The organism is Erythrobacter sp. 'gip.4 top 5', assembly GCF_056495765.1.
This window is the reverse complement of record NZ_CP200270.1, coordinates 335542-355617: the sequence shown is the minus strand read 5'-3', so window position 1 is coordinate 355617 and position 20076 is coordinate 335542. Positions and strand designations below refer to the sequence as shown.

The following is a 20076-nucleotide window of genomic DNA, read 5'->3' as shown; positions in this document are numbered from 1 at the left end:
AAAGGAAATCCCGCACCCGCGCTGACAGTGGCCCTATTGCCCGCGGGCGTGGGCCGTGATCTCGCCAGCGATACGGGAGATCAGCGGGATCGGCAGATCATGGCCCCAGCCCGGAATCGTGACCAGCCGCGCGCCCGAGATATGCTTCGCCGTATCCTCGCCCGCCTCCAGCTTTACCAACGGATCGTCCTCGCCATGCATCACCAGCGTCGGCACGCGCACATCGGCAAGGCGCGCGCGGCGACAGCCATCGTCGATGATCGCGGCAAGCTGGCGCGGCAGGCCGGCGGGATAGACCGAGCGGCGGATGCTGCGCAGCACCCGTTCGCGCTGCTGTTCGGGATCGAAGGGAAATCCGGGGCTGCCGATATTCTTCACCACGTTAAGGCCGTGGGCAACGATGGTCTCTTCATCCATCGCCTTGAGCGGCGCGATCAGCGCGTCCATCGCGTGCTTTTCGGCCTGGGGCAGCTTGCCATGGCCGGTGGTCGACATGACCGAGGTCATGGTCAGCAGCCGTTCGGGATGGTGGATCGCCATCAGCTGCACGATCATGCCCCCCATCGACGCGCCGACCACGTGGGCGCGATCAATCCCCAGCGCGCTCAGCAGGCCGATCCCGTCATCGGCCATATCTTTCAGGGTGTAGGGCACGCGTGCCGGAAAGCCGATCTTCTTGCGCAAGACCTGCACCGGCAGGCTGGGGGCCTTGGCGCCTTCCATCTTCTGGGACAGGCCAATGTCGCGGTTGTCGTAGCGAATCACCCGAAAGCCATCAGCCGCCAGCGCGGCGACCAGCTCGTCCGGCCACAGTGTCATCTGCGCGCCGAGGCCCATCACCAGCAGGATCACCTCGGCATCAGGCGCGCCGCCTTGCGCCGGGGTGTCCTCATAGAAGATTTCGATGCCGGTGTTGGGGGCGGTGACGGTGGGCATGGGCGGCTGATCCTTCGGTCAGGCCCGCGTGGTCACTTCCACACGGGTCCGGCGATATCGAAGCCGCGTTCGTCCAATTGGTCAAGCACGCCGCCATCTTCCGCCAACACCCGCAAGGGCACAACCGCGAGCGTTGTGCCGCGCGCGGTGCTGGCTTCGGCGATGCTGTCGACCCATATGGTCCTGAGTTCGCTGCCCAAAGTCTCATCCGCCCAGGGCCAGCACTGGCCCAGCGCCGATTCGAGCGGGTTCGCCATCACGGCCGGGATCTTGTAGCGCCGCCAATCGGTGGCACGCTGTTCGACAATGCCGGGGCCGGCCTCCACCGCATCCATCGCGGCCGCGAGGCAGGGAATGTGCGCTGCGGGCGGCGCATCGGCGAGATTGTCGATGATGTCCTCACCCCGCAGTGTGGCGGCGCGGGTGGTGGGCACCTTGGCCTTGTCCGCTGCCTTGCTGACGACGTCCGACGCATCATCGGCGGTATCGCGGTTGAAGCGCAGTTCCTTGCGCAGCATCCCGAAGGACGTGAGCAAGAAGGATTGGCGGGTGTAATCTTGCCTGTGCGCCGTGCCGAGGGTTTCGAGCCGCGCCCATTGTTCGGGCGAGAGGTATTCGCTGGCCATTGTCTTGTCGGGCAGTTTGGTGAACTTGGAACCGCTGAAAATGAGCCGCAGCACATCGCCCGGCGAAATCCTGGGTTTCGCGCCAAGGATCACGCGGTCGGCCTGCGCCGTCGCTTCGCGCAGGCGCTCCGGCTCCCATGGCGTGGACTTGGGGATCGCCCGGATCTCACCGACAAGGATAACGGTGCCGGTGGGCGTATCAATCGTCCACATCGGCGCGCCGGACCGCTGCGCGGTGACGACGATGGAATTTTCGGATTCGGGCGGGGCAGCGTCTTGGGCAGCAAGCGGCGCCGCAAGTGAAGCAAGCGCAAGACAACAGAGCATGTTCTTCATCGGACGCCTCGTGCGGGGTTCAGGGTTTGCCAAATTGGTCGGCATCACATGAACCCTGACAGAACCCTCTCGTTCCGGGCGACGGTGACTACGGCACCAGCACCGTATCCCGCGGCTCATCCGCAAGCTCCGGATAATCCAGCGTGTAATGCAGCCCACGGCTCTCCTTGCGGGCGAGCGCCGAGGTCACGATCAGTTCCGCCGATTGCAGCAGGTTGCGCAGTTCGATCAGGTCGGTCGTCACCCGGAAGGCGCCGTAGTAATCCTCGATCTCGCGCTTCAGCAGATCGATGCGGCTGGCGGCGCGTTCCAGCCGCTTGGTGGTGCGCACGATGCCGACATAATTCCACATGAAGCGGCGGATTTCGGTCCAGTTCTGTTTGATGACCACTTCCTCATCCGAGTCGGTCACGCGGCTTTCGTCCCACGGCAGGATCGCAGGCACATCGTCAAGGCTGTCCCAGCGCGCCAGAATGTCCTGCGCCGCCGCTTCGCCAAACACGAAGCATTCGAGCAAGCTGTTGGACGCCAGCCGGTTGGCGCCGTGCAGCCCGCTTTCGGTGCATTCGCCTGCCGCCCACAGGCCGGGAATATCGGTGCGCGCGTCCAGCCCCACCACCACCCCGCCGCAGGTGTAGTGCTGCGCCGGGACCACCGGGATCGGCTGGGTGGTCATGTCGATGCCGATGGTCAGCAGCTTTTCGTGAATGGTCGGGAAATGCCCGCGCACGAATTCGGGCGGTTCGTGGCTGATGTCGAGATGCACGTAATCCAAGCCGAACCGTTTGATTTCGGAATCGATGGCGCGGGCCACCACGTCGCGCGGGGCGAGTTCCAGCCGCTCGGGATCGTAGAACTGCATGAACCGCTTGCCGGTGCGCGGGTTGATCAGCCGCCCGCCTTCGCCGCGCACGGCTTCGGTGATGAGAAAGTTCTTGATTTCAAGGCTGTAAAGGCAGGTGGGGTGGAACTGCATCATCTCCATGTTGGAGACCCGCGCGCCCGCCCGCCACGCCATCGCAATGCCATCGCCGGTCGCGCCGCGCGGCGCGGTGGAGAACTGGTACACGCGCCCCGCGCCGCCGGTGGCAAGGATCGTGGCGCGGGCCACATGGCGCTCGACGCGCCCCGTGGCCTCATCCAGCGCATAGACGCCCCACACCCGGCCTGCGGCAGAGAATTGCTCGCGGTGGCGGTCCGTGATGAAGTCGATGCAGGTGCGGCCCGGCAACAGCGTGATGTTGGGATTGGCCTCGGCCGCAGCCAGCAGCGCCGATTGCACCGCCCAGCCGGTGGCGTCATCGACATGGACGATCCGGCGGTGCGAATGGCCGCCTTCGCGGGTGAGGTGGAGCGCCTGTTCCTCGCGGTTGAACGGCACCCCCAATTCGCACAACCGGTCAATCGAAGCAGGGGCGCGTTCGATCACGAACTCCACCGTCTCGCGGTCATTCAGGCCCGCGCCCGCCACCATCGTATCGCGCACGTGGTTTTCGAAGGTGTCGCCGGTATCGAGCACCGCGGCGATCCCGCCTTGCGCCCATGCGGTCGACCCGCCGGTCAGCGAGCCCTTGGCCAGCACGAGCACGCGGCGCGTTTCGGCCAGCGCCAGGGCCGCCGTAAGACCTGCCGCGCCAGAGCCGATGATCACCACGTCGTGCGCCTGCACATCACGTTCCGGTCGCAAAGCCTTACCTGTCGCCATAATCAGGATATGGCGCGCAGCTTACCCATCGGCAAGGGCGATGCTTGTCACACAGATTTAAGGCAAACGACGTAGGGATTGACCCTAGGTTGCAGTGCAACAAAATGCTAATCTGCGTTAGCCGCACGACTCAAAGCGCAAAGCAGAGCGGCGGCATGGTTGCAGAACCGGTTATCGCTTTACCTCCCTCTCCCGCGGAGCTTGCCGTTCTCATGTCAATTTTTTCTGTCTTCGGTTGCGCGCTCAACATGCATCGGCCCCTTCGCCGCGACGTCACGTGGGATGGACGCGTCTATATTGGGCAGTGCCGGCATTGCGCCGCGCCGATTGAGCGGCGCGGCCGACACAAATGGCGCAAGCGTGAGGCCGCGGTTGATAGTCAGGGCGGTGGGAAACACAGGACCTGAAGCCGTGTGTCAGACGGCTGCGGCGGTCAGTTGCACGAACACATCCTCAAGATCGGCTTCGCGGGTGGTGACATCTTCAATCGTCAGGCCCTGCGCCTGAAGGATCGCGAGAACTTGCCCTGCACTAAGGCGGTCCTTGTCATAGGTCACCTCCACCCCGCGCGCCCCGTCCCATTGCACCCGCACGAACGCGTCGTGGGCGGGCGCCGCGGCAAGATCCTCGGCCACCGTGACCGCCACGATCTTTTCGCGCGCCATGTCGACCAGTTCACGGGTCGGCTTGTTGGCGATCAGCTGACCATGGTTGATGATCGCGATCCGGTCACACAGCTCCTCGGCCTCTTCAAGATAGTGCGTGGTCAGCACCACGGTCACGCCGTCGCGGTTCAGTTCGCTGACCAGTTCCCACAGCTGGCGCCGCAGATCGACATCGACACCGGCGGTGGGTTCATCGAGCACCAAAATCGGCGGGGAGTGGACCATCGCCTTGGCCACCAGCAGCCGCCGCTTCATGCCCCCTGACAGCGTGCGGGCATAGGCATCGCGCTTGTCTGCCAGACGCACCGCCTCCAGCAAAGCTTCGCTGCGGCGCAGGGCCGACACAATGCCGTAAAAGCCGCCCTGGTTCTCCAGCACTTCGAACGGGGTGAAGAACGGATCGAACACGATTTCCTGAGGCACGATTCCGATCGAGCGGCTGGCGTTGCGCCGGTCCCGGTCAATATCAAAGCCCCAGATATCCACCGTGCCTGCGGTCTTGTTGACCAGCCCGGCGAGGATGTTGATCAGCGTCGATTTGCCTGCGCCGTTGGGACCGAGCAGCCCGAATATTGACCCTTCGGGCACATCGAAGCTGACCCCGCCCAGCGCCAGCTTGCCTTCGGTGACGATGCCGCTTGCACCCTTGGCAGGCGCATAGCGTTTCACAAGATTATCGATGCGGATGGCGGGCGGAACAGTCATGGCTTCCGCCTAGGCAAGGCGTCCCGCAAAGGCAATTGAACTCCGGCCTCCCGCCCTGTATCGACGCACGTCATGAGCATTCCTCCCCCCGAAGTCCTGCTGGTCGATGCGCCCCGCGTGTCGTGTGACGGCGCGAGCGGCATCCGCAGCCGTGCAGGGTATCGCCCCGCTGCGCTGGGGCATCCGCGCGTGTATCTTGAGATTGACGAGCATGGCTATGTCGATTGCGGCTATTGCGACCGCCGCTTTGTGCTGCGCGGCGGCGTTGCCGATACGGCAGGGGCTGATGGCGCGGATCAGGCGCATCTGCCTGATATTTCCTCAGGCGCCAGCACGCCGCACTCCTGATGCGCTCAGCGCCGGTTCAGGCGGGATGTGGTTGACACTTTCCGCTTAGTTACGCGAGGATCGTGCGATGATTGATCTCCCAATGGCCACCACCACCACCGGTTTTGCCCTGGCCCTTGCGGCGGTGGGGCTGAGCCCGCTCGCCGCGCAGGATTCCCGCACGCCCGATGTCATGGCCGAAACCAACCAAGTCTCCGAGCCACAGACGAAGGGGGAGCAGCGCCTTGCCCAATTGCTCGACGGCCGTGTCGCAGGTGAGCCAATTCGCTGCATTCGCACCTTGCCGGCTCAGCGCATGACGACCATCGACGGCACCGCCTACGTCTATGGCTCGGGCAACACGATCTACGTGCAGCGCACCCGCAATCCCGATCAGATCAACGAAAACGACGCTCTGATCATGACCCGCTTCAGCGCGAGCCAGATCTGCCGGCTGGATCAGACGAACACTGTCAATCGTGTGCAGGGGTTCTTCACGGGCACGGTCTTCTTTGAAGATTTCGTGCCTTATACCCGCGTGAAACCGGACGCTGACGCCGAAGGCTGAGGGGCTGCTTGCGCCGGTATTGTCGGGAAAGCTGTGTAGACTCCGCTGGGTTCGCCGCCCTCGGGAAGCGCAGAGGCCCTCTGCCTTATGCGATCGCAATGCGGACGTCGCGTCGCGGCCGTGCCCAAACGTGGCAACTGCTGCAGTTGATCCTTGTCCAGTCCTGCCAAAACCTGTTCAGCGCGGCGATAGGCGCTGATTTCGGCATGAAGCGCGCCGAGCTGGTCTGCGGCATCAAGGCGGGCGCCGCGCTGTTCAGCCTGCGCGCCCGTCTGGCCCGGTGCGGTTGCAGTATCATCGGCGCCGGTCTGCCAAGCGGTGCTTGATGGCGATTGCAAGGTCTGCGCTGCACAAGGGGCAACGGCGCGTGGCTGACCGGATAGGCGAACACCCTGCCACCGGCCCAACAACCAGCTGGCGAAGGCGACGGATGTGACAATGGCGCCCATCACCAGTGGGCTTGCAAATATTTCCATCTCATTCTCTCCGCCCCGACTTTATCCGAGGAGCCATCCGTCGCCGCACAAAAGCTAGCGACGAACCGCGCCGGAGCGATCCCCTCCAGAATCGGACCCGGCGCGGCGCTTTATGCCGTAGCGGTGTATGAGAGTGTATGCGGAGTGTTACCTAGCGCCGGGCACGGCTCTGGTCAGTGTCGCGCCAGCGCGTGCATCCGGGCGATGATCTCCTCGGCCTGCAGCATGATGCGGTCGATCAGTTCCTTGCAGGTCGGAATGTCATGGATGAGGCCCGCCACCATGCCGCAGCTCCACGCGCCGGCATCCATCGTCCCTTCCATCATGATCTTCGGGTACACCCCTGCAACTTCGGGCAGGATGTCCTGAATGGTGATGGCATCGCCCAGATCCTTTTCCTTGACCAGCAGACGCTCGACCGCGTCATTGGTGAGCACGCGTTCGGTGTTGCGCAAGGGACGCATCACCAGCCGGGTGTCGAGTTCGCTCGCGGCGAGGATCGCCTGCTTCACGTTCTCGTGCACGGGCGCTTCCTGGGTGGCGATGAACCGCGTGCCCATGTTCATCCCAGCTGCACCCATCGCGAGGCTGGCGACCAGGCTGCGCCCGTCGGCCATGCCGCCGCTGGAGACAAACGGGATTTCCAGCTCGTCCGCAGCGCGGGGCAGCAGGATGAAGTTGGGCACATCATCCTCACCCGGATGGCCGCCGCATTCGAACCCATCGACACTCACCGCATCGCAGCCGATCGCCTGCGCCTTGAGGCTGTGGCGCACGCTGGTGCATTTGTGGATCACCTTGATCCCGGCATCTTTCAGCGGCGGCAGCAGATCGACCGGATTGCGCCCCGCCGTCTCGACCACTGGCACCCCGCCGTCGATCACGGCCTTGACCAGCCCCGGATAGTCCGGGGGAGTCAGCGTCGGCAGAATGGTGAGGTTCACGCCGAAGGGCTTGTCAGTCATGTCCTTGCAGCGCGCGATTTCGTTGGCGAGCTTTTCGGGCGTACCCTGTGTCAGCCCGGTGATGATCCCAAGCCCGCCCGCATTGGACACCGCGGCCGCCATTTCGGCAAAGCCGACATAGTTCATTCCGCCCTGAATGATGGGGTGTTCGATGCCGAACATCTGCGTAATCGTGGTTTTCATGGCGTGTGCTCTCCCGTGCAAGGTCCGTGTTTTCGTGAGACAAGCCGAGTTGCGCGCGGCTTTCAAGCCTGCTTTTGAACGCGCTGTCAGCCGCGCCGCCATGTCGTAGCGTCATCATACGCAAGGAAGCCTGTCTTTATGCGCACCGCCCTGGGGCTTGTCGTGATCGCCGTCCTGATCGGGGGCGCCAATGTCATGCTGCAAGGGCCGTTGCCCGGTGATGTCGCAGTGACGCGGATTTTGCAGGACGTGCTGGGCGCAGCTCCGCGCTGGGCCGGGTGGCTGACGGACACCGCAAAGGCGCCGCTCCTATGGGGAACGCTGGTTCTCGCTGCGGCGCTGGCATGGCGGATCGCGGGTCTGCGCGGCGCGGTGGCGGTGCCGCTGGCCTATGGGCTGGCCTTTGCGGCGGACAAGGGCTTGCGTGCGGTGGTGTTCGCGCCGCGTCCCGATCCGGCACTGGTCGCGGTCGCCGATCCCGCCACATCCAGTGGCCTGCCGTCCACCTTTGGCCTGGTCTATGGCGCGATGTTTGGCGTGGCCCTGTTGGCAAAAGCGCGGCGGCGTGGGCGGTCTCCCTTGCGCATGGTGGCTGGCGCTTTGCTGGTGATCGGCCCGGCGGCGCGGATCGTGCTGGGGGGACACTGGGCCAGCCAGATGCTGGCGTCGACCGCGTTCGGGCTGGTGGCAGCGCTCGCGGCCCTCACGATCCTTCAGCGTGCAGGAAGGCTCAGGCGCGCCTGAACGATAGTGTGAACGTCACCGGCACCGCGGGCGTGATCGAGGGCAATTGCGCCAGCGCGCGCAATTCGCCCAGCTCATCGGTCAGGCCGAACATATCGGTCGAGATGATAACCGGCGCGGTGGGCACCACGGTCACGCGGTCAGCCGATGCGCGGGTGACAATCACTTCGGTTTCGACATCGCTGGTCATGCCCTTGATCCCCACCGTGGCTTTCAGGGGCCGAATGACCGACTCGCCCACCGCAAGCCCCGCAAAGGCGGCCGGATCGAGCTTGGCGGTCACCGTCGCTGTCGGGTTGTTGGCCACATCGAAAAACATCTCGCGCATCCGTTCATTGCGGATGTCGACCCCGGTGTTGACCGAGCCCAGATCAATGTCGAGGCTCGCCGTGCCGTCGGTCGCCACGGTGCCGGTCATGGCGTCAAAGCGGTTCGCTTCGGCCACTTCGCCCGATTTGATGCTGACATAGCTGAGGCGTGAGCCTGCCGGATCAAGCGTCCAGTTGCCCTCGGTCAAGGCAGCCGGCGCGGTTGCGGCTTCCGCTGTATCGCCTTCCTGCTGGGCGCAGGCGACAAGCCCCAGCGCAAACGCGGTGGCAATTACGAAGGGCCGCAGGCTCATCACAGGCAATTCCCTTGAAAGACAAAATCTGGAGCGCTGCAAATATGCGATTTGGCGGGCAGCGGGAAGTGGCCACGTGCGCGGCTTATTCCCATTCAATCGTGCCCGGCGGCTTGCTGGTGTAATCATAGACCACGCGGTTGATGCCCTGCACTTCATTGACGATGCGGGTGGCCACACGGGTCAGGAACCCGGCGTCATAGGGGAAGACATCGGCGGTCATCCCGTCAGTGGAGGTGACAGCGCGAAGGGCGCAGACCGAATCATACGTGCGCGCATCGCCCATCACGCCCACGGTCTTGACCGGCAGCAGCACGGCAAAGGCCTGCCAGATCGCATCGTAAAGCCCGGCATTGCGGATTTCTTCGAGGTAGATCGCGTCAGCCTTGCGCAAGATATCGCAGCGTTCCTTGGTGACTTCACCGGGGATGCGGATCGCAAGGCCCGGACCGGGGAAGGGGTGGCGACCGACGAAGGCATCCGGCAAACCGAGTTCACGCCCCAGATCGCGGACCTCGTCCTTGAACAATTCACGCAAGGGTTCGACCAGCTGCATGTTCATGCGTTCAGGCAGCCCGCCGACATTGTGGTGGCTCTTGATCGTCACGCTCGGCCCGCCGGTGAAGCTGACCGATTCGATCACGTCGGGGTAAAGCGTGCCTTGCGCCAGAAACTCCGCCCCGCCGATTTTCTTGGCCTCGGTCTCGAACACGTCGATGAAGGTCTTGCCGATGAACTTGCGCTTGGCTTCGGGATCGGTGAGGCCGGCAAGACCGCCCAGAAACAGGTCTTCGACATCCACATGCACCAGCGGGATGTTGTAATGGTCGCGGAACAGCGTGACGACCTGTTCGGCCTCGTTCATGCGCATCAGCCCGTGATCAACGAACACGCAGGTCAGCTGATCGCCGATCGCTTCGTGGATCAGCACCGCAGCGACCGCCGAATCGACCCCGCCGGACAGGCCGCAGATCACGCGGCGATCCCCCACCTGCGCGCGGATTTCGGCAATCTTGGTCTTGCGGAACTCGGCCATGGTCCAATCGCCGGCAAGGCCGCAGACATGGCGTACGAAATTGGCGATCAGCCGGCCGCCGTCGGGCGTGTGGACCACTTCGGGATGGAACTGCGTGCCGTAGAACTTGCGCGCCTCGTCCGCGATCACGGCAAAGGGCGCGCCGTCGGAGGTGGCGACGATGTCGAAACCGGCGGCAAACTGCGTGACCTTGTCGCCGTGGCTCATCCACACCTGATGGCGCGATCCCACATCCCAAAGCCCATCGAACAGCGCGCATTCCGCGGTGACAGTAAGGAACGCGCGGCCAAATTCGCCGCCTTCTCCGGTTTCATGGCCGGGGCGGACTTCACCGCCAAGCTGATGGGTCATCACCTGCTGGCCATAACAGATGCCCAATATCGGCACGCCCGCATCAAACAGTGCCTGCGGTGCGCGGGGGGAGCCGTCTTCGGGCACGCTGGCGGGCGATCCGGACAGGATGATCCCCTTGGGGCGCATCCGCCGGAACGCGGCTTCGGCCTGGGTGAAAGGCGCGATCTCGGAATAGACCCCTGCTTCGCGCACCCGGCGGGCGATCAACTGGGTTACCTGACTGCCGAAATCGACAATCAGGATGCTTTCGGAAACAGCGGAATCGCCCTTGATGGGGCTGGAGGGGTGCGCGCTCATGGCGGCGGATTACGAAGCGGGCTGCGCGCTGTCCAGCATCGCGGCATCCAGCGCCCATGATTTTGCAGATGCGCCGTGCGCTGCGCCTACGACCATGCGAAGATCGGGGGCCGGTGCATCATCGACGCCGGGATGGCTACGCGCCGCCAGACGGCAGGGGGCGTCGCCCGACAGGCCGCGAGCCGTTGCGGTCTCGTCACTGATCGAGGCAAACAAAACGCTGAAAATCAATGACTATCAGACCGATCCGATGGCTCGCTTGCCTAAGCGCCGCAACCGTTAAGTGTTGCTGTAATTGCAACAAAGGCGAGTGTTTTCGCATTTGAATTCGGTTTCATCGAACACCACTTCGCCGCCAGAGCGATGCGTTGCCGGGCCCCTCTCTCCAAACCGGCCTTCTCCTTCAACGGAGCCATCGTTTGGGTGCGGCAACCGAATACGGACCGTACCCCGCCTGCCTGACAGGCAGAAGCGGCCAGCTTCCCCCCCCTTGCGCGGCCCTTCTGCCTCCTCACCGCCCGGTGCCAAATACCGGGCACGCAGCGAAAGAGACGCGGCCACCACTCCCCCCCGAACAGGTGGCCGCGTCTCACGCGGGCGAACAAGTCCAGGCATCCCCCATTGATTGCCTTTTTCGATTGCGGTGATGAATTATTTTCAGTCTTTTTGACGATTGAATATTGCGCGCGGCTTTGTATATGCTGCGCAGGTTCGGGCGGTCATCCCTCTCTCTCCCCCTCTTGATCGCCCGAACTCCCCAACCACAACAAAACAGGGAAACGAACCATGCGTATGTTCAGCGAAAAGCTTGTCGCTTTGCTGTTGGCAGTTGCCGTCAGCGGCACCGCGTTCAACACGTTTATTGTCTAAGACCCAGCCCTGGACACGATCCGGGGCAAAAGCCTTGATAAAACGTGCAAATCGCGTCGGCTACGACACGTGATGCGGCCCGGTTGCCCTCAAGGGTAGCCGGGCCGTGCTGCATGGGGCGCCCTGTTTTCGTGTCAGCCTATTCCACGCCGCCCAGCCGTTCCGCCTCTTCGCGCAGATCGGTCTTGAGCAGTTTGCCGATATGGCTGCGCGGCATTTCAGCGATTGCGTGCAGCGCAGCGAGTCGCTGCGTTTTGCCCAGCCGCGCATTTACCGCGGCCATAATTGCCTCGCAGTCCTCCGCGCCGTCTTTCAGCACCACGAAGCCGACCGGGCTTTCGCCCCAGTTGCGCGACGGCATCCCCACGACAGCGGCCTCGACTACGCCAGCCTCCTTGCACAATTCGGCTTCAAGATCGCTGGGGTAGATGTTGAACCCGCCCGAAATGATCATGTCCTTGGCGCGGCCCACCAATTCGACAAAGCCATCGGCGTCCACCCGGCCAATATCGCCCATCCGCATCCAGGCCTCACCCGTGGCGGGGTCAATCCACTGCGCTTCGGCAGTCTTGTCAGGGCGGTTCTTGTAGCCGCTCATCATGGTGAGGCTGCGGCCCACCATGTTGCCCGGCGTGCCGGGTGGGACTTCGCGGTCCTCATCGTCCAGCACCTTCAATTCGCTCCCCGGCGCAGGCCGCCCGACTGTGTGAAGCTTGTCGGGGAATTCATGGCACGGCAGCAGGCAGACCACGCCGCCCTCGGTCATCGAATAGATCTCGATCAACCCGCCCGGCATCCGCGCAAGCACGTCGCGCTTCAATTCGGCGTGGAAGGGCGCGGAGGTGCAATATTTGAGTGTCAGCGCGGACAGGTCGAAGGTGTCGAACCCGGCGAAGTCCATCAGCCGCTGATATTGCACCGGCACCAGCATGGTGATGGTCGTGCGGTCGGCTTGGGCAAACGTCAGCCACTTGGCGCAATCGAACTTGCCCATCACCCGCACGCAGCCACCCGCCAGCAGCACCGGCAGGAAGGCCACCATCGTGGTGTTGGAGTAAAGCGGGGTGGAGGCAAGCGAGCGCACATCCAGCCCTGCACCAAGATAGCTGAGCGCCGTCGATGCAAACTGCCGCCAGCGCATCTGGTGCGAATGGACAATACCCTTGGGCGTGCCGGTCGTACCGCTGGAATAGATGATGTTGAACGCATCCTGCGGCTCCGGCGCGAAAACCGGAGCGCGAGCGCCGGGAGGGGCCATCCACTGGTCAATGCTTTCCAATGGCACACGGATCAAATCGGCCATGAAATCCGGGCCGAGTTCTGCCGCCTTGGCCGCATCGATGAACAGGTGGATCGCGCCCGAATCGCGCGCCATGCTGTCCAGCTGATCGGGCGATGCGCTGGTCGTCAGCGGCGCCGCCACCCCGCCAGCGCGCATCGCGGCCAGAAACACCAGCGCGTACTCGACGCTGGACGTGCCAAGGATCGCCACCGATTGCCCGCGCTGCAGCCCGGTTTCCACCAGCCGCGCTGCCAGACGTTCGACCAGCCCGACCAGTTCGGCCCAGTACACCTCGCGGCGTTCGTCGATCAGCGCCAGATCATCGCCCTTGATGCGCGACCATTCCATCAGGATCTCGGGGAAGCTGCCGAAGGGCTCGGCAAGGCGAGCGATCATCGTGTCGGTGTTCATGGCGCCAATGCATAATCGGACGCAAGGGTTGGGCAAGGGGCATTTGCGCTCCGCAATCCGAAGCGCCGTTGCACTCCTGCGGCCAAGCGCCCTGAACATTCGTGGAAAAGCGCGGCTGCGCAGCCTCCCGCAGTTGGGATTTGGTGCGGGCTGGCCTATATGAAGTGCATGGAAGACAACACAACACCCACACCCGCGCCCACCCCCAGCACGCTTCCCGAAAAAGTTCGCCAGATGGGCGAGTACGGTGCGGATTCGATCAAGGTTCTCAAGGGGCTGGATGCCGTGCGAAAGCGCCCCGGCATGTATATCGGCGATACTGACGACGGATCGGGCCTGCACCACATGGTGTTCGAAGTGTCGGACAACGCGATCGACGAGGCGCTGGCCGGGCATTGTGATCTGGTTCTGATCGAATTGAACCCCGATGGCAGCGTGTCTGTGGAAGATAACGGGCGCGGCATTCCCACCGGGATGCACACCGAAGAAGGCGTCTCCGCTGCCGAAGTCATCATGACCCAGCTGCACGCGGGCGGTAAGTTCGAAAACACCTCGGATGACAACGCCTACAAGGTTTCGGGCGGCCTGCATGGCGTGGGCGTGTCGGTGGTCAACGCGCTGTCCGAATGGCTCGAACTGGTGATCTGGCGTGAGGGCAAGGCGCATTGGATGCGGTTTGAACATGGCGATGCGGTCGCCCCGCTGGTGGTGACAGGCGATGCCCCGTCGGTGGCCAGCAATGGCGATGACAGTGGCCTGAAAAAGGGCACCCGCGTCACCTTCAAGGCCAGCCAGGACACCTTCAAGAACGTGCTCGAATTCGATTTCGACAAGCTGGAACACCGCTACCGCGAACTGGCCTTCCTGAACTCGGGTGTGCGGATCAAGCTGCGCGACAAACGCCACGAAGAGATGGCCGAACACGATCTCTATTACGAAGGCGGGATCGCCGCGTTCGTCAAATATCTCGACCGCAACAAGCAGCCGCTGGTGGGCGAGCCGATTTCGGTGTCGGCCGAAAAAGACGGCATCGGCATTGATGTCGCGCTGGAATGGAATGATTCCTACTACGAAAACGTCCTCGCCTTCACCAACAACATCCCGCAGCGCGATGGTGGCACGCATTTGTCAGCGTTCCGCACCGCGCTGACCCGCACGCTCAACAACTATGCCGAGCGCACCGGGCTGCTGAAGAAGGAAAAGGTCACGCTGTCGGGCGAGGACATGCGCGAAGGCCTGACCGCGATCGTCTCCGTAAAGTTGCCGGACCCGAAGTTCTCCAGCCAAACCAAGGACAAGCTGGTCAGCTCCGAAGTCCGCCAGCCTCTGGAAGCGCTGATGGGCGACAAGATGAACCAGTGGCTCGAAGAAAATCCCGGCGATGCCAAGTCGATCATCCAGAAGGTGATCGACGCCGCTGCCGCGCGCGAAGCGGCCCGCCGCGCGCGCGAAATGAGCCGCAAGGGCGCGATGAGCGTCGCCAGTCTGCCGGGCAAGCTGGCTGATTGTCAGGAGCGCGATCCGGCCAAGTCCGAACTGTTCCTGGTCGAAGGCGACTCCGCCGGTGGTTCGGCCAAGCAGGGGCGTGACCGCAAAACGCAGGCGATCCTGCCGCTCAAGGGCAAGATCCTCAACGTGGAGCGCGCGCGGTTCGACCGGATCATATCGTCCAAGGAAGTCGGCACGCTGATTCAGGCGATGGGCACCGGCATCCGCGACGAATTCAACCTTGATAAACTGCGCTACCACAAGATCGTCATCATGACCGACGCTGACGTGGATGGCGCGCATATCCGCACGCTGCTGCTGACCTTCTTCCACCGCCAGATGCCCGACATCATTCGCGCAGGTCACCTGTTCATCGCCCAGCCGCCGCTGTTCAAGGTCGCCAAGGGGCGCAGCGAGGTTTACCTCAAGGATCAACCGGCGCTGGATCGCTATCTGGTCGATGCTGGGCTGCAAGGCCGGGTGATCGAAACCAGCGAAGGTGCGCGCGGCGGTGACGATTTGCGCGCGCTGGTGGACGGGGCGCTCAGGCTCAAGAACCTGCTCGCCTTCGTGCCGCGCCGCTATGACAGCGGGATCGTGGAACAGATGGCGCTGGTCGGTGCGCTCGAACCGGGTCTTGCAGGCGAGGCGCTCACCGCTGCGCTGGGCCGTGCGGCCGGCCGGCTGGGCGCAGGCGACCGTGAAGCGCGCTGGAGCGCCTATCAGCGCGACGACGGCACCGTGGTGTTCGAACGCATGTGGCGCGGCGTCAAGGATGTGCACGAGATCGAGGCGCGGTTCCTCTCCAGCACTGAAGCGCACAAGCTCCACGGCCTCGCCGCGGCGCAGGCCGATGCCTATGCTACCCCGGTCCGGCTGGTGCGCGCAGGCAATGTGCCCGACGAGCCGGAGCCCGAACTCGCTGAAGGCGCCGAAGCCGCAGATGGCGATCCCTTCGCCGGCGAGGCTGAACAGCCCGCTGCCGCCCCGCCGTTGCCGCAGGACGACGGGATCAGCCGCCCGAGCCAGTTGCTCGATGCGATCTTTGCCGCCGGGCGCAAGGGTCTTGCGATTGCACGCTACAAGGGTCTTGGTGAAATGAACGCCGAACAATTGTGGGAAACCACGCTCGATCCCGAAGCGCGCATTTTGTTGCAGGTGAAGGTCGAGGATGCCGATGTCACTGACGAGATATTTACGCGGCTGATGGGCGATATTGTCGAACCGCGGCGGGAATTCATTCAGGATAACGCGCTTAACGTGGCAAACCTCGACGTCTAACCCTGCCCGAAAGACTCCCATGGCGCATCAGCCCCACCGTACCGAGGATCTGCAACAGGCAAGTTTTCTGATCATCCTTGCGGTGGTCACACTGCTGATGGCGGTGATTGTCTGGCCGTTCTCGCAGCCGCTGCTGTGGGCGGCGCTGGCGGCGATCATGTTTCAACCGCTGTACCGCAATATCCTGCGCAACCTTCGCGGGCGGCGCAATCCGGCCGCCGGGCTATCGCTGCTGATCATCTTCTTTGTGGTGATGGTGCCCGCCGCATGGATCGGGACGATGGTGTTCGATCAGGCGATCGTGCTGGTCGCCACGCTGCAAGAACAGCCGATCGACCTCGCAGTGGTGTTCGACACGGTTACCAACAATTTGCCCAGGCCTGCGCGCGACGCGCTGGATCGCAGCGGCTGGTCCAGTGTTGCGATGGTCCAGACGCGGCTTCAGGAATGGCTCACGCAAAGCGCCGGCATGATCGCCTCTCAGGCGGTCTCGATCGGCAGTGGCGCCTTGGGCGTCGTCCTGTCGTTTGGCGTCGGTCTTTACGTGATGTTCTTCCTGCTGCGCGATGGCGACCGGATCGGGCGTATCATTTTGGGCGCGGTCCCGGTCGAACGGGCGATTGCTGACCGATTGGCGCACCGCTTTCTGGGAATCGTGCGCGCCACGATCAAGGGCACCGGCGTTGTCGCGCTGGTGCAGGGTGCGCTTGGCACGATCACGCTGATGATTGCGGGCGTGCCTTCGGCGCTGTTGTTTGGCGTCATCATGGCGATCTTCGCCCTGGTGCCGGTGATCGGATCGGGCGCGGTATGGGTGCCGGCGGGCGTGTGGCTGCTGATTGTGGGTGATACGTGGCAGGGCGTGTTCGTTTTGCTATCGGGCTTCTTCATCATATCCTCGGCCGACAATGTCCTGCGCCCGATCCTGGTCGGTCGCGATACGGGGATTCCGGACTGGATCATCCTCATCACCACACTGGGTGGGATCAGCCTTGTCGGTCTTTCGGGGATCGTGCTGGGGCCCTTGGTGGCCGGCCTGTTCCTGGCCAGCTGGTCGATCCTGCGCGAACAGCGCGAAGAGGATGAGGCGCTGGGCCACATAGAAGGGATTAGGGTCGACTCTTCGGGTCGCACGCCCGATTCGCTCATGGCAGACAGCTGACCATGCAACCGCTGGTCAGACCCGGATCGCAAGGCGAGGCCATCGGACGCTTGGTGGTGGCCGGTATCGTGGTCACGATGCTGTCCGCGCTGCCTTTCGGCAATTACCTGATGTACCCCTTCGCCATCCTGACGACGTGGTTTCATGAAATGGGCCATGGCCTCACTGCGGTTATGCTGGGCCAGCATTTCGAACAGTTGATGATCTTCCCCAATGGATCGGGGGTGGCTGAAAGCCGGCTTTCGGGCGATGTCTCGCGCTTCACCTATGCCGCGATTGCGGCAGGCGGCCCGCTGGCCCCGAGCGCCGTGGGCGCCTTGCTGATTGTCGCCAGTGCCCATCCCAGGGCCTGGCGCCCGGTGCTGTGGCTATCGGCGGCAGCGATCCTTTTAAGCGTCATTATCTGGGTGCGCTCGCCCACCGGATTCTGGGCCCTGCCACTGGTCGCCGCGATCCTTGGCCTGATCGCGTGGCGCGCTGCGCCCGGCTTTGCGCGGTTCAGCCTGCAATTTCTGGGCGTGCTGGGCGCGATGAGCATGCTGCGGGACTTCAATTACCTCTTCACCGAAGAAGGCGTGATCAATGGCCGGGCGATGCTGTCCGACACCGGGCAGATCGAAGCCGCGCTGGGCTTGCCGCACTGGTTCTGGGCGGGCCTTATTCTGGCTGCCTCCGCGACGATGGTGGGCGCCGCGCTCAAATACGCGCTCGCCGAACAACGCCTGCGCCCCCCGCCGCGCAAGCCCCCTGCCAATGTGCTGCAATTCCGGCGCGACTCCGGGCGGTGATGCGGGCGGCGCTGAACGCCGCCGCCTAAGAAGCGACCTTCAGCGTGTTCACGCCCGACGCATCGGCGCCAGCCTCACCCGATAGTCCGATGAACATGGTGTCCACAATCCGCGCCAGCTTGTCCTCGGTCAATTTGTCGCCAAGGTGGATCAGCGCATCGGGCAGGGTGTAATTGGAGATCATCTGATTGATCAGCGATAGGGTGTCGTCGATCGACAGTCCGGCAAAGTAGCCTTCAGCCTGCGCCTCGGCGATCAGTTCGCACAGGTAATGATCCGCCAGATCGACGTAGCTGCGCACCCGCTCAAAGTTCGCCGCGCCCATTTCGCACAGGATGGTGAAGTGTTCGGGGTCTTCGCGAAACCGGCCCTGCGAAATGAGGAAGCGACGGCGGAAGAATTCATACATCTTGCGCGGCGGCGGCAGGGTGCTGGCCAGCACCTCCTCCATCACCACCAGCAGCGGAGCGAGCCAGGTTTGCGCCACTGCATCGAACAGATCGTCGTAATCAGCGAACAGTGCTTCGAACCGCGCGCGGGTCAGGCCGCTCTCGGCCATCGCGACGGTCCATGGGATTTCGGCCCCGCGCTCTTCGACAAGATCGAGCACGAGACGTGCGATCCGTTCACGCTCAGCCTCGCGCACCGTGGGATTAAGAGCCATGGGTTGCCGCATCTCCTTGCTGTTCCGCAACATAGGCTAAGCAGGCGCGGGCTGAAAGACCTTGGCCATGCATTTTGTGCGGCGCGGCAACGACAGTCGTCGAAAATATCGCGCTCAACCCTTGGGCGGCATCGGGAAAAAGGCGGAGGTGCGACGCTTGTAATCGGCGTATTTGTCGCCCTTGGACTTGTCCATACCCTTTTCCAGCAGCGTCACGCCCGACCATCTGGTGAGCGTGAAGCTGAGGAACAGCGGGCCGATGATGGTGGCGGCGGCATATTCCCAACCCGCGGCGGCGCAGGCGAGCCAGATACCCCACCACGCAGCAAAATCGCCGAAGTAATTGGGATGACGGGTGTAACGCCACAATCCTGTGTCGAGCACCTTTCCGTGGTTCGCAGGGTCAGCCTTGAACCGGGTGAGCTGCCAATCGCCGACCCATTCAAAGAACACGCCCAGGCTCCACAAGGCAAAACCGGCCCAGGCCAGCGGCGGGATCGGCGCGGGCGCGCCGCTGGCCAGAATACCGACCTGCGCAGGGGACGAGACCGCGAACAGCAGCACCGCCTGCATCAGCCACACCTTGGTCAGGGCGGCGCGGGCGAAATTGCCGGCCTCGCGATCCTTCTTGAGGATCAGCTTGTACCGCTTGTCCTCACCGTCCTTGCGCCAGCGCAGGAACAGGTAGAGGCCAAGCCGGAACCCCCAGGCGGCGGTCATCAGCATGATCAGCGTGGCAAGCTGCCCCGGCCCGCCGCCGACATGCCACCAGCTTGCCACGGCAAGGATGCCCATGCCGGCGCCCCAGAAGGCGTCGATGAAGCTGACGTCGTTGATCTTCACCGAAATCGCCCACTGGATCAACACCAGCGCCAGCAGGATCGCGGCATTCACCGCGAGCAGTTCAAACATCGTTCTTTCCGGCGATGATGTCGCGGGCCTGCTGTTCCAGCACCTTAAACCGCTCGTAATCGGGCAGCTTGGCGCGGAACCATTCGGCGAGTTTCAGCAGGTCTTCGCCGTAATTGCCGGTCGGCATCATGGGGGGGCCAAAGCTGACGATCTTGGTGTTCTGATCAGCAAAGGCGGGGACGATCGGGACATTGGCAGCGCGGGCGATGTGGTAGAAGCCCGAACGCCACTTGCCATCGGACTTGCGGGTGCCTTCGCAGGCGATCACCAGCGCCAGTTCGTCACGCGCGGCGAATTCGGCGGCGATCTGTTCGGTGGCGTTAGCTTTCGCCGTGCGGTCGACGGGCAAGCCGCCCATGTCGAACATGAAGTTGCGCATGATCCCCTGAAACAGCGTGTGCTTGCCCATGAAATTGGGCTTCACGCCTTCTTCATGCGTGGCGCCGGTAAAGAACACGAAATCCCAGTTGGTGGTGTGGGGCGCGCCCGCCAGCACGTATTTCTTCAGGTGCTTGGGCAGCGGATCAACGACCCTCCACCCTTGCGCATACCAGATCGACAGAATGATACGGCGCACAATGCGCGAGGCCAGCGTGGGGTTGCGCGAGGGCGCAGCGTTCAGCGGTGTGTGCAAAGGTTGCGCCCCTCCCAAAAGGCTTGGTTCTTGTGGCCT

18 protein-coding genes are annotated in these 20076 nt (G+C 63.5%); 6 read left to right on the top strand and 12 right to left on the bottom strand.

The genetic code is table 11. The features are described from left to right. Nucleotides 1-33 precede the first annotated feature (33 nt). The 4 genes from ACRANW_RS01750 to ACRANW_RS01735 all read right to left on the bottom strand — a co-directional run bounded on the left by ACRANW_RS01750 (nucleotide 34) and on the right by ACRANW_RS01735 (nucleotide 4973). The gene (locus tag ACRANW_RS01750) at nucleotides 34-936 is read right to left on the bottom strand and encodes an alpha/beta fold hydrolase (RefSeq protein ID WP_479432857.1); all 903 of its coding nucleotides are present in this window, start codon (nucleotides 934-936) and stop codon (nucleotides 34-36) included. 32 nt (nucleotides 937-968) lie between these two features. After that, nucleotides 969-1898 carry a TraB/GumN family protein gene (locus ACRANW_RS01745; protein ID WP_479432856.1) on the bottom strand — a complete coding sequence of 310 codons (930 nt, stop codon included), beginning with the start codon at nucleotides 1896-1898 and terminating at the stop codon, nucleotides 969-971. Between the two features lie 88 nt (nucleotides 1899-1986). Further along, nucleotides 1987-3603, bottom strand: coding sequence for an L-aspartate oxidase (gene nadB / locus ACRANW_RS01740; RefSeq protein WP_479432855.1), 1617 nt, complete (start codon nucleotides 3601-3603; stop codon nucleotides 1987-1989). Between the two features lie 416 nt (nucleotides 3604-4019). Then, nucleotides 4020-4973 carry an ABC transporter ATP-binding protein gene (locus tag ACRANW_RS01735; protein ID WP_479432854.1) on the bottom strand — a complete coding sequence of 318 codons (954 nt, stop codon included), beginning with the start codon at nucleotides 4971-4973 and terminating at the stop codon, nucleotides 4020-4022. A 72-nt stretch (nucleotides 4974-5045) separates the two neighbouring features. On the opposite strand from ACRANW_RS01735, the gene ACRANW_RS01730 reads away from it, so the two are divergent. Both ACRANW_RS01730 and ACRANW_RS01725 read left to right on the top strand, forming a co-directional pair. Then, complete coding sequence (locus ACRANW_RS01730; RefSeq protein WP_479432853.1) at nucleotides 5046-5321, top strand: zinc-finger domain-containing protein; 276 nt, start codon at nucleotides 5046-5048, stop codon at nucleotides 5319-5321. Between the two features lie 82 nt (nucleotides 5322-5403). Beyond that, a complete protein-coding gene (locus ACRANW_RS01725; RefSeq protein ID WP_479432852.1) occupies nucleotides 5404-5868 on the top strand; it encodes a hypothetical protein in 465 nt (154 codons plus the stop codon). A gap of 649 nt (nucleotides 5869-6517) precedes the next feature. Here ACRANW_RS01725 and ACRANW_RS01720 read toward each other — a convergent pair. Beyond that, nucleotides 6518-7492: an NAD(P)H-dependent flavin oxidoreductase gene (locus ACRANW_RS01720; RefSeq protein ID WP_479432851.1), complete on the bottom strand. Its 975-nt coding sequence runs from the start codon at nucleotides 7490-7492 to the stop codon at nucleotides 6518-6520. A 138-nt stretch (nucleotides 7493-7630) separates the two neighbouring features. On the opposite strand from ACRANW_RS01720, the gene ACRANW_RS01715 reads away from it, so the two are divergent. Next, on the top strand, nucleotides 7631-8236 hold the full coding sequence (locus tag ACRANW_RS01715) for a phosphatase PAP2 family protein (RefSeq protein WP_479432850.1): 606 nt from the start codon (nucleotides 7631-7633) through the stop codon (nucleotides 8234-8236). Here the strand turns inward: ACRANW_RS01715 and ACRANW_RS01710 are convergent. The 4 genes from ACRANW_RS01710 to ACRANW_RS01695 all read right to left on the bottom strand — a co-directional run bounded on the left by ACRANW_RS01710 (nucleotide 8223) and on the right by ACRANW_RS01695 (nucleotide 13108). Then, nucleotides 8223-8858 carry a YceI family protein gene (locus ACRANW_RS01710; protein WP_479432849.1) on the bottom strand — a complete coding sequence of 212 codons (636 nt, stop codon included), beginning with the start codon at nucleotides 8856-8858 and terminating at the stop codon, nucleotides 8223-8225. The genes ACRANW_RS01715 and ACRANW_RS01710 overlap by 14 nt on opposite strands. 85 nt (nucleotides 8859-8943) lie before the next feature. Continuing rightward, a complete protein-coding gene (gene guaA / locus ACRANW_RS01705) occupies nucleotides 8944-10545 on the bottom strand; it encodes a glutamine-hydrolyzing GMP synthase (RefSeq protein ID WP_479432848.1) in 1602 nt (533 codons plus the stop codon). Between the two features lie 9 nt (nucleotides 10546-10554). Continuing rightward, nucleotides 10555-10776: a hypothetical protein gene (locus tag ACRANW_RS01700; protein ID WP_479432847.1), complete on the bottom strand. Its 222-nt coding sequence runs from the start codon at nucleotides 10774-10776 to the stop codon at nucleotides 10555-10557. 778 nt (nucleotides 10777-11554) lie between these two features. Continuing rightward, complete coding sequence (locus ACRANW_RS01695; RefSeq protein WP_479432846.1) at nucleotides 11555-13108, bottom strand: class I adenylate-forming enzyme family protein; 1554 nt, start codon at nucleotides 13106-13108, stop codon at nucleotides 11555-11557. A gap of 168 nt (nucleotides 13109-13276) precedes the next feature. Here ACRANW_RS01695 and gyrB point away from each other — a divergent pair, with 168 nt between their 5' ends. The 3 genes from gyrB to ACRANW_RS01680 are packed head-to-tail and all read left to right on the top strand — an operon-like array spanning nucleotide 13277 to nucleotide 17827. After that, entirely contained in the window at nucleotides 13277-15877 is a 2601-nt protein-coding gene (gyrB, locus tag ACRANW_RS01690) for a DNA topoisomerase (ATP-hydrolyzing) subunit B (protein ID WP_479432845.1), read from the top strand. Nucleotides 15878-15896: 19 nt separating this feature from the next. After that, nucleotides 15897-17039, top strand: a complete 1143-nt coding sequence (locus ACRANW_RS01685; protein ID WP_479432844.1) for an AI-2E family transporter — start codon at nucleotides 15897-15899, stop codon at nucleotides 17037-17039. A 2-nt stretch (nucleotides 17040-17041) separates the two neighbouring features. Beyond that, complete coding sequence (locus ACRANW_RS01680; RefSeq protein ID WP_479432843.1) at nucleotides 17042-17827, top strand: M50 family metallopeptidase; 786 nt, start codon at nucleotides 17042-17044, stop codon at nucleotides 17825-17827. Between the two features lie 25 nt (nucleotides 17828-17852). Here ACRANW_RS01680 and ACRANW_RS01675 read toward each other — a convergent pair whose 3' ends face one another. The 3 genes from ACRANW_RS01675 to ACRANW_RS01665 form a co-directional block, all read right to left on the bottom strand. Continuing rightward, a complete protein-coding gene (locus tag ACRANW_RS01675) occupies nucleotides 17853-18491 on the bottom strand; it encodes a hypothetical protein (protein ID WP_479432842.1) in 639 nt (212 codons plus the stop codon). 114 nt (nucleotides 18492-18605) lie between these two features. After that, on the bottom strand, nucleotides 18606-19403 hold the full coding sequence (locus ACRANW_RS01670) for a DUF1295 domain-containing protein (protein WP_479432841.1): 798 nt from the start codon (nucleotides 19401-19403) through the stop codon (nucleotides 18606-18608). After that, nucleotides 19396-20037, bottom strand: a complete 642-nt coding sequence (locus ACRANW_RS01665; RefSeq protein WP_479432840.1) for a 1-acyl-sn-glycerol-3-phosphate acyltransferase — start codon at nucleotides 20035-20037, stop codon at nucleotides 19396-19398. The genes ACRANW_RS01670 and ACRANW_RS01665 overlap by 8 nt, the downstream gene beginning before the upstream one ends. Nucleotides 20038-20076 lie beyond the last annotated feature (39 nt).

What these genes read in the sequence shown, in the direction of transcription:
- ACRANW_RS01750 (WP_479432857.1), bottom strand. Translation starts at nt 936, where the DNA reads ATGCCCACCGTCACCGCCCCCAACACCGGCATCGAAATCTTCTATGAG.
- ACRANW_RS01745 (WP_479432856.1), bottom strand. Translation starts at nt 1,898, where the DNA reads ATGAAGAACATGCTCTGTTGTCTTGCGCTTGCTTCACTTGCGGCGCCG.
- nadB (WP_479432855.1), bottom strand. Translation starts at nt 3,603, where the DNA reads ATGGCGACAGGTAAGGCTTTGCGACCGGAACGTGATGTGCAGGCGCAC.
- ACRANW_RS01735 (WP_479432854.1), bottom strand. Translation starts at nt 4,973, where the DNA reads ATGACTGTTCCGCCCGCCATCCGCATCGATAATCTTGTGAAACGCTAT.
- ACRANW_RS01730 (WP_479432853.1), top strand. Translation starts at nt 5,046, where the DNA reads ATGAGCATTCCTCCCCCCGAAGTCCTGCTGGTCGATGCGCCCCGCGTG.
- ACRANW_RS01725 (WP_479432852.1), top strand. Translation starts at nt 5,404, where the DNA reads ATGGCCACCACCACCACCGGTTTTGCCCTGGCCCTTGCGGCGGTGGGG.
- ACRANW_RS01720 (WP_479432851.1), bottom strand. Translation starts at nt 7,492, where the DNA reads ATGAAAACCACGATTACGCAGATGTTCGGCATCGAACACCCCATCATT.
- ACRANW_RS01715 (WP_479432850.1), top strand. Translation starts at nt 7,631, where the DNA reads ATGCGCACCGCCCTGGGGCTTGTCGTGATCGCCGTCCTGATCGGGGGC.
- ACRANW_RS01710 (WP_479432849.1), bottom strand. Translation starts at nt 8,858, where the DNA reads ATGAGCCTGCGGCCCTTCGTAATTGCCACCGCGTTTGCGCTGGGGCTT.
- guaA (WP_479432848.1), bottom strand. Translation starts at nt 10,545, where the DNA reads ATGAGCGCGCACCCCTCCAGCCCCATCAAGGGCGATTCCGCTGTTTCC.
- ACRANW_RS01695 (WP_479432846.1), bottom strand. Translation starts at nt 13,108, where the DNA reads ATGAACACCGACACGATGATCGCTCGCCTTGCCGAGCCCTTCGGCAGC.
- gyrB (WP_479432845.1), top strand. Translation starts at nt 13,277, where the DNA reads ATGGAAGACAACACAACACCCACACCCGCGCCCACCCCCAGCACGCTT.
- ACRANW_RS01685 (WP_479432844.1), top strand. Translation starts at nt 15,897, where the DNA reads ATGGCGCATCAGCCCCACCGTACCGAGGATCTGCAACAGGCAAGTTTT.
- ACRANW_RS01680 (WP_479432843.1), top strand. Translation starts at nt 17,042, where the DNA reads ATGCAACCGCTGGTCAGACCCGGATCGCAAGGCGAGGCCATCGGACGC.
- ACRANW_RS01675 (WP_479432842.1), bottom strand. Translation starts at nt 18,491, where the DNA reads ATGGCTCTTAATCCCACGGTGCGCGAGGCTGAGCGTGAACGGATCGCA.
- ACRANW_RS01670 (WP_479432841.1), bottom strand. Translation starts at nt 19,403, where the DNA reads ATGTTTGAACTGCTCGCGGTGAATGCCGCGATCCTGCTGGCGCTGGTG.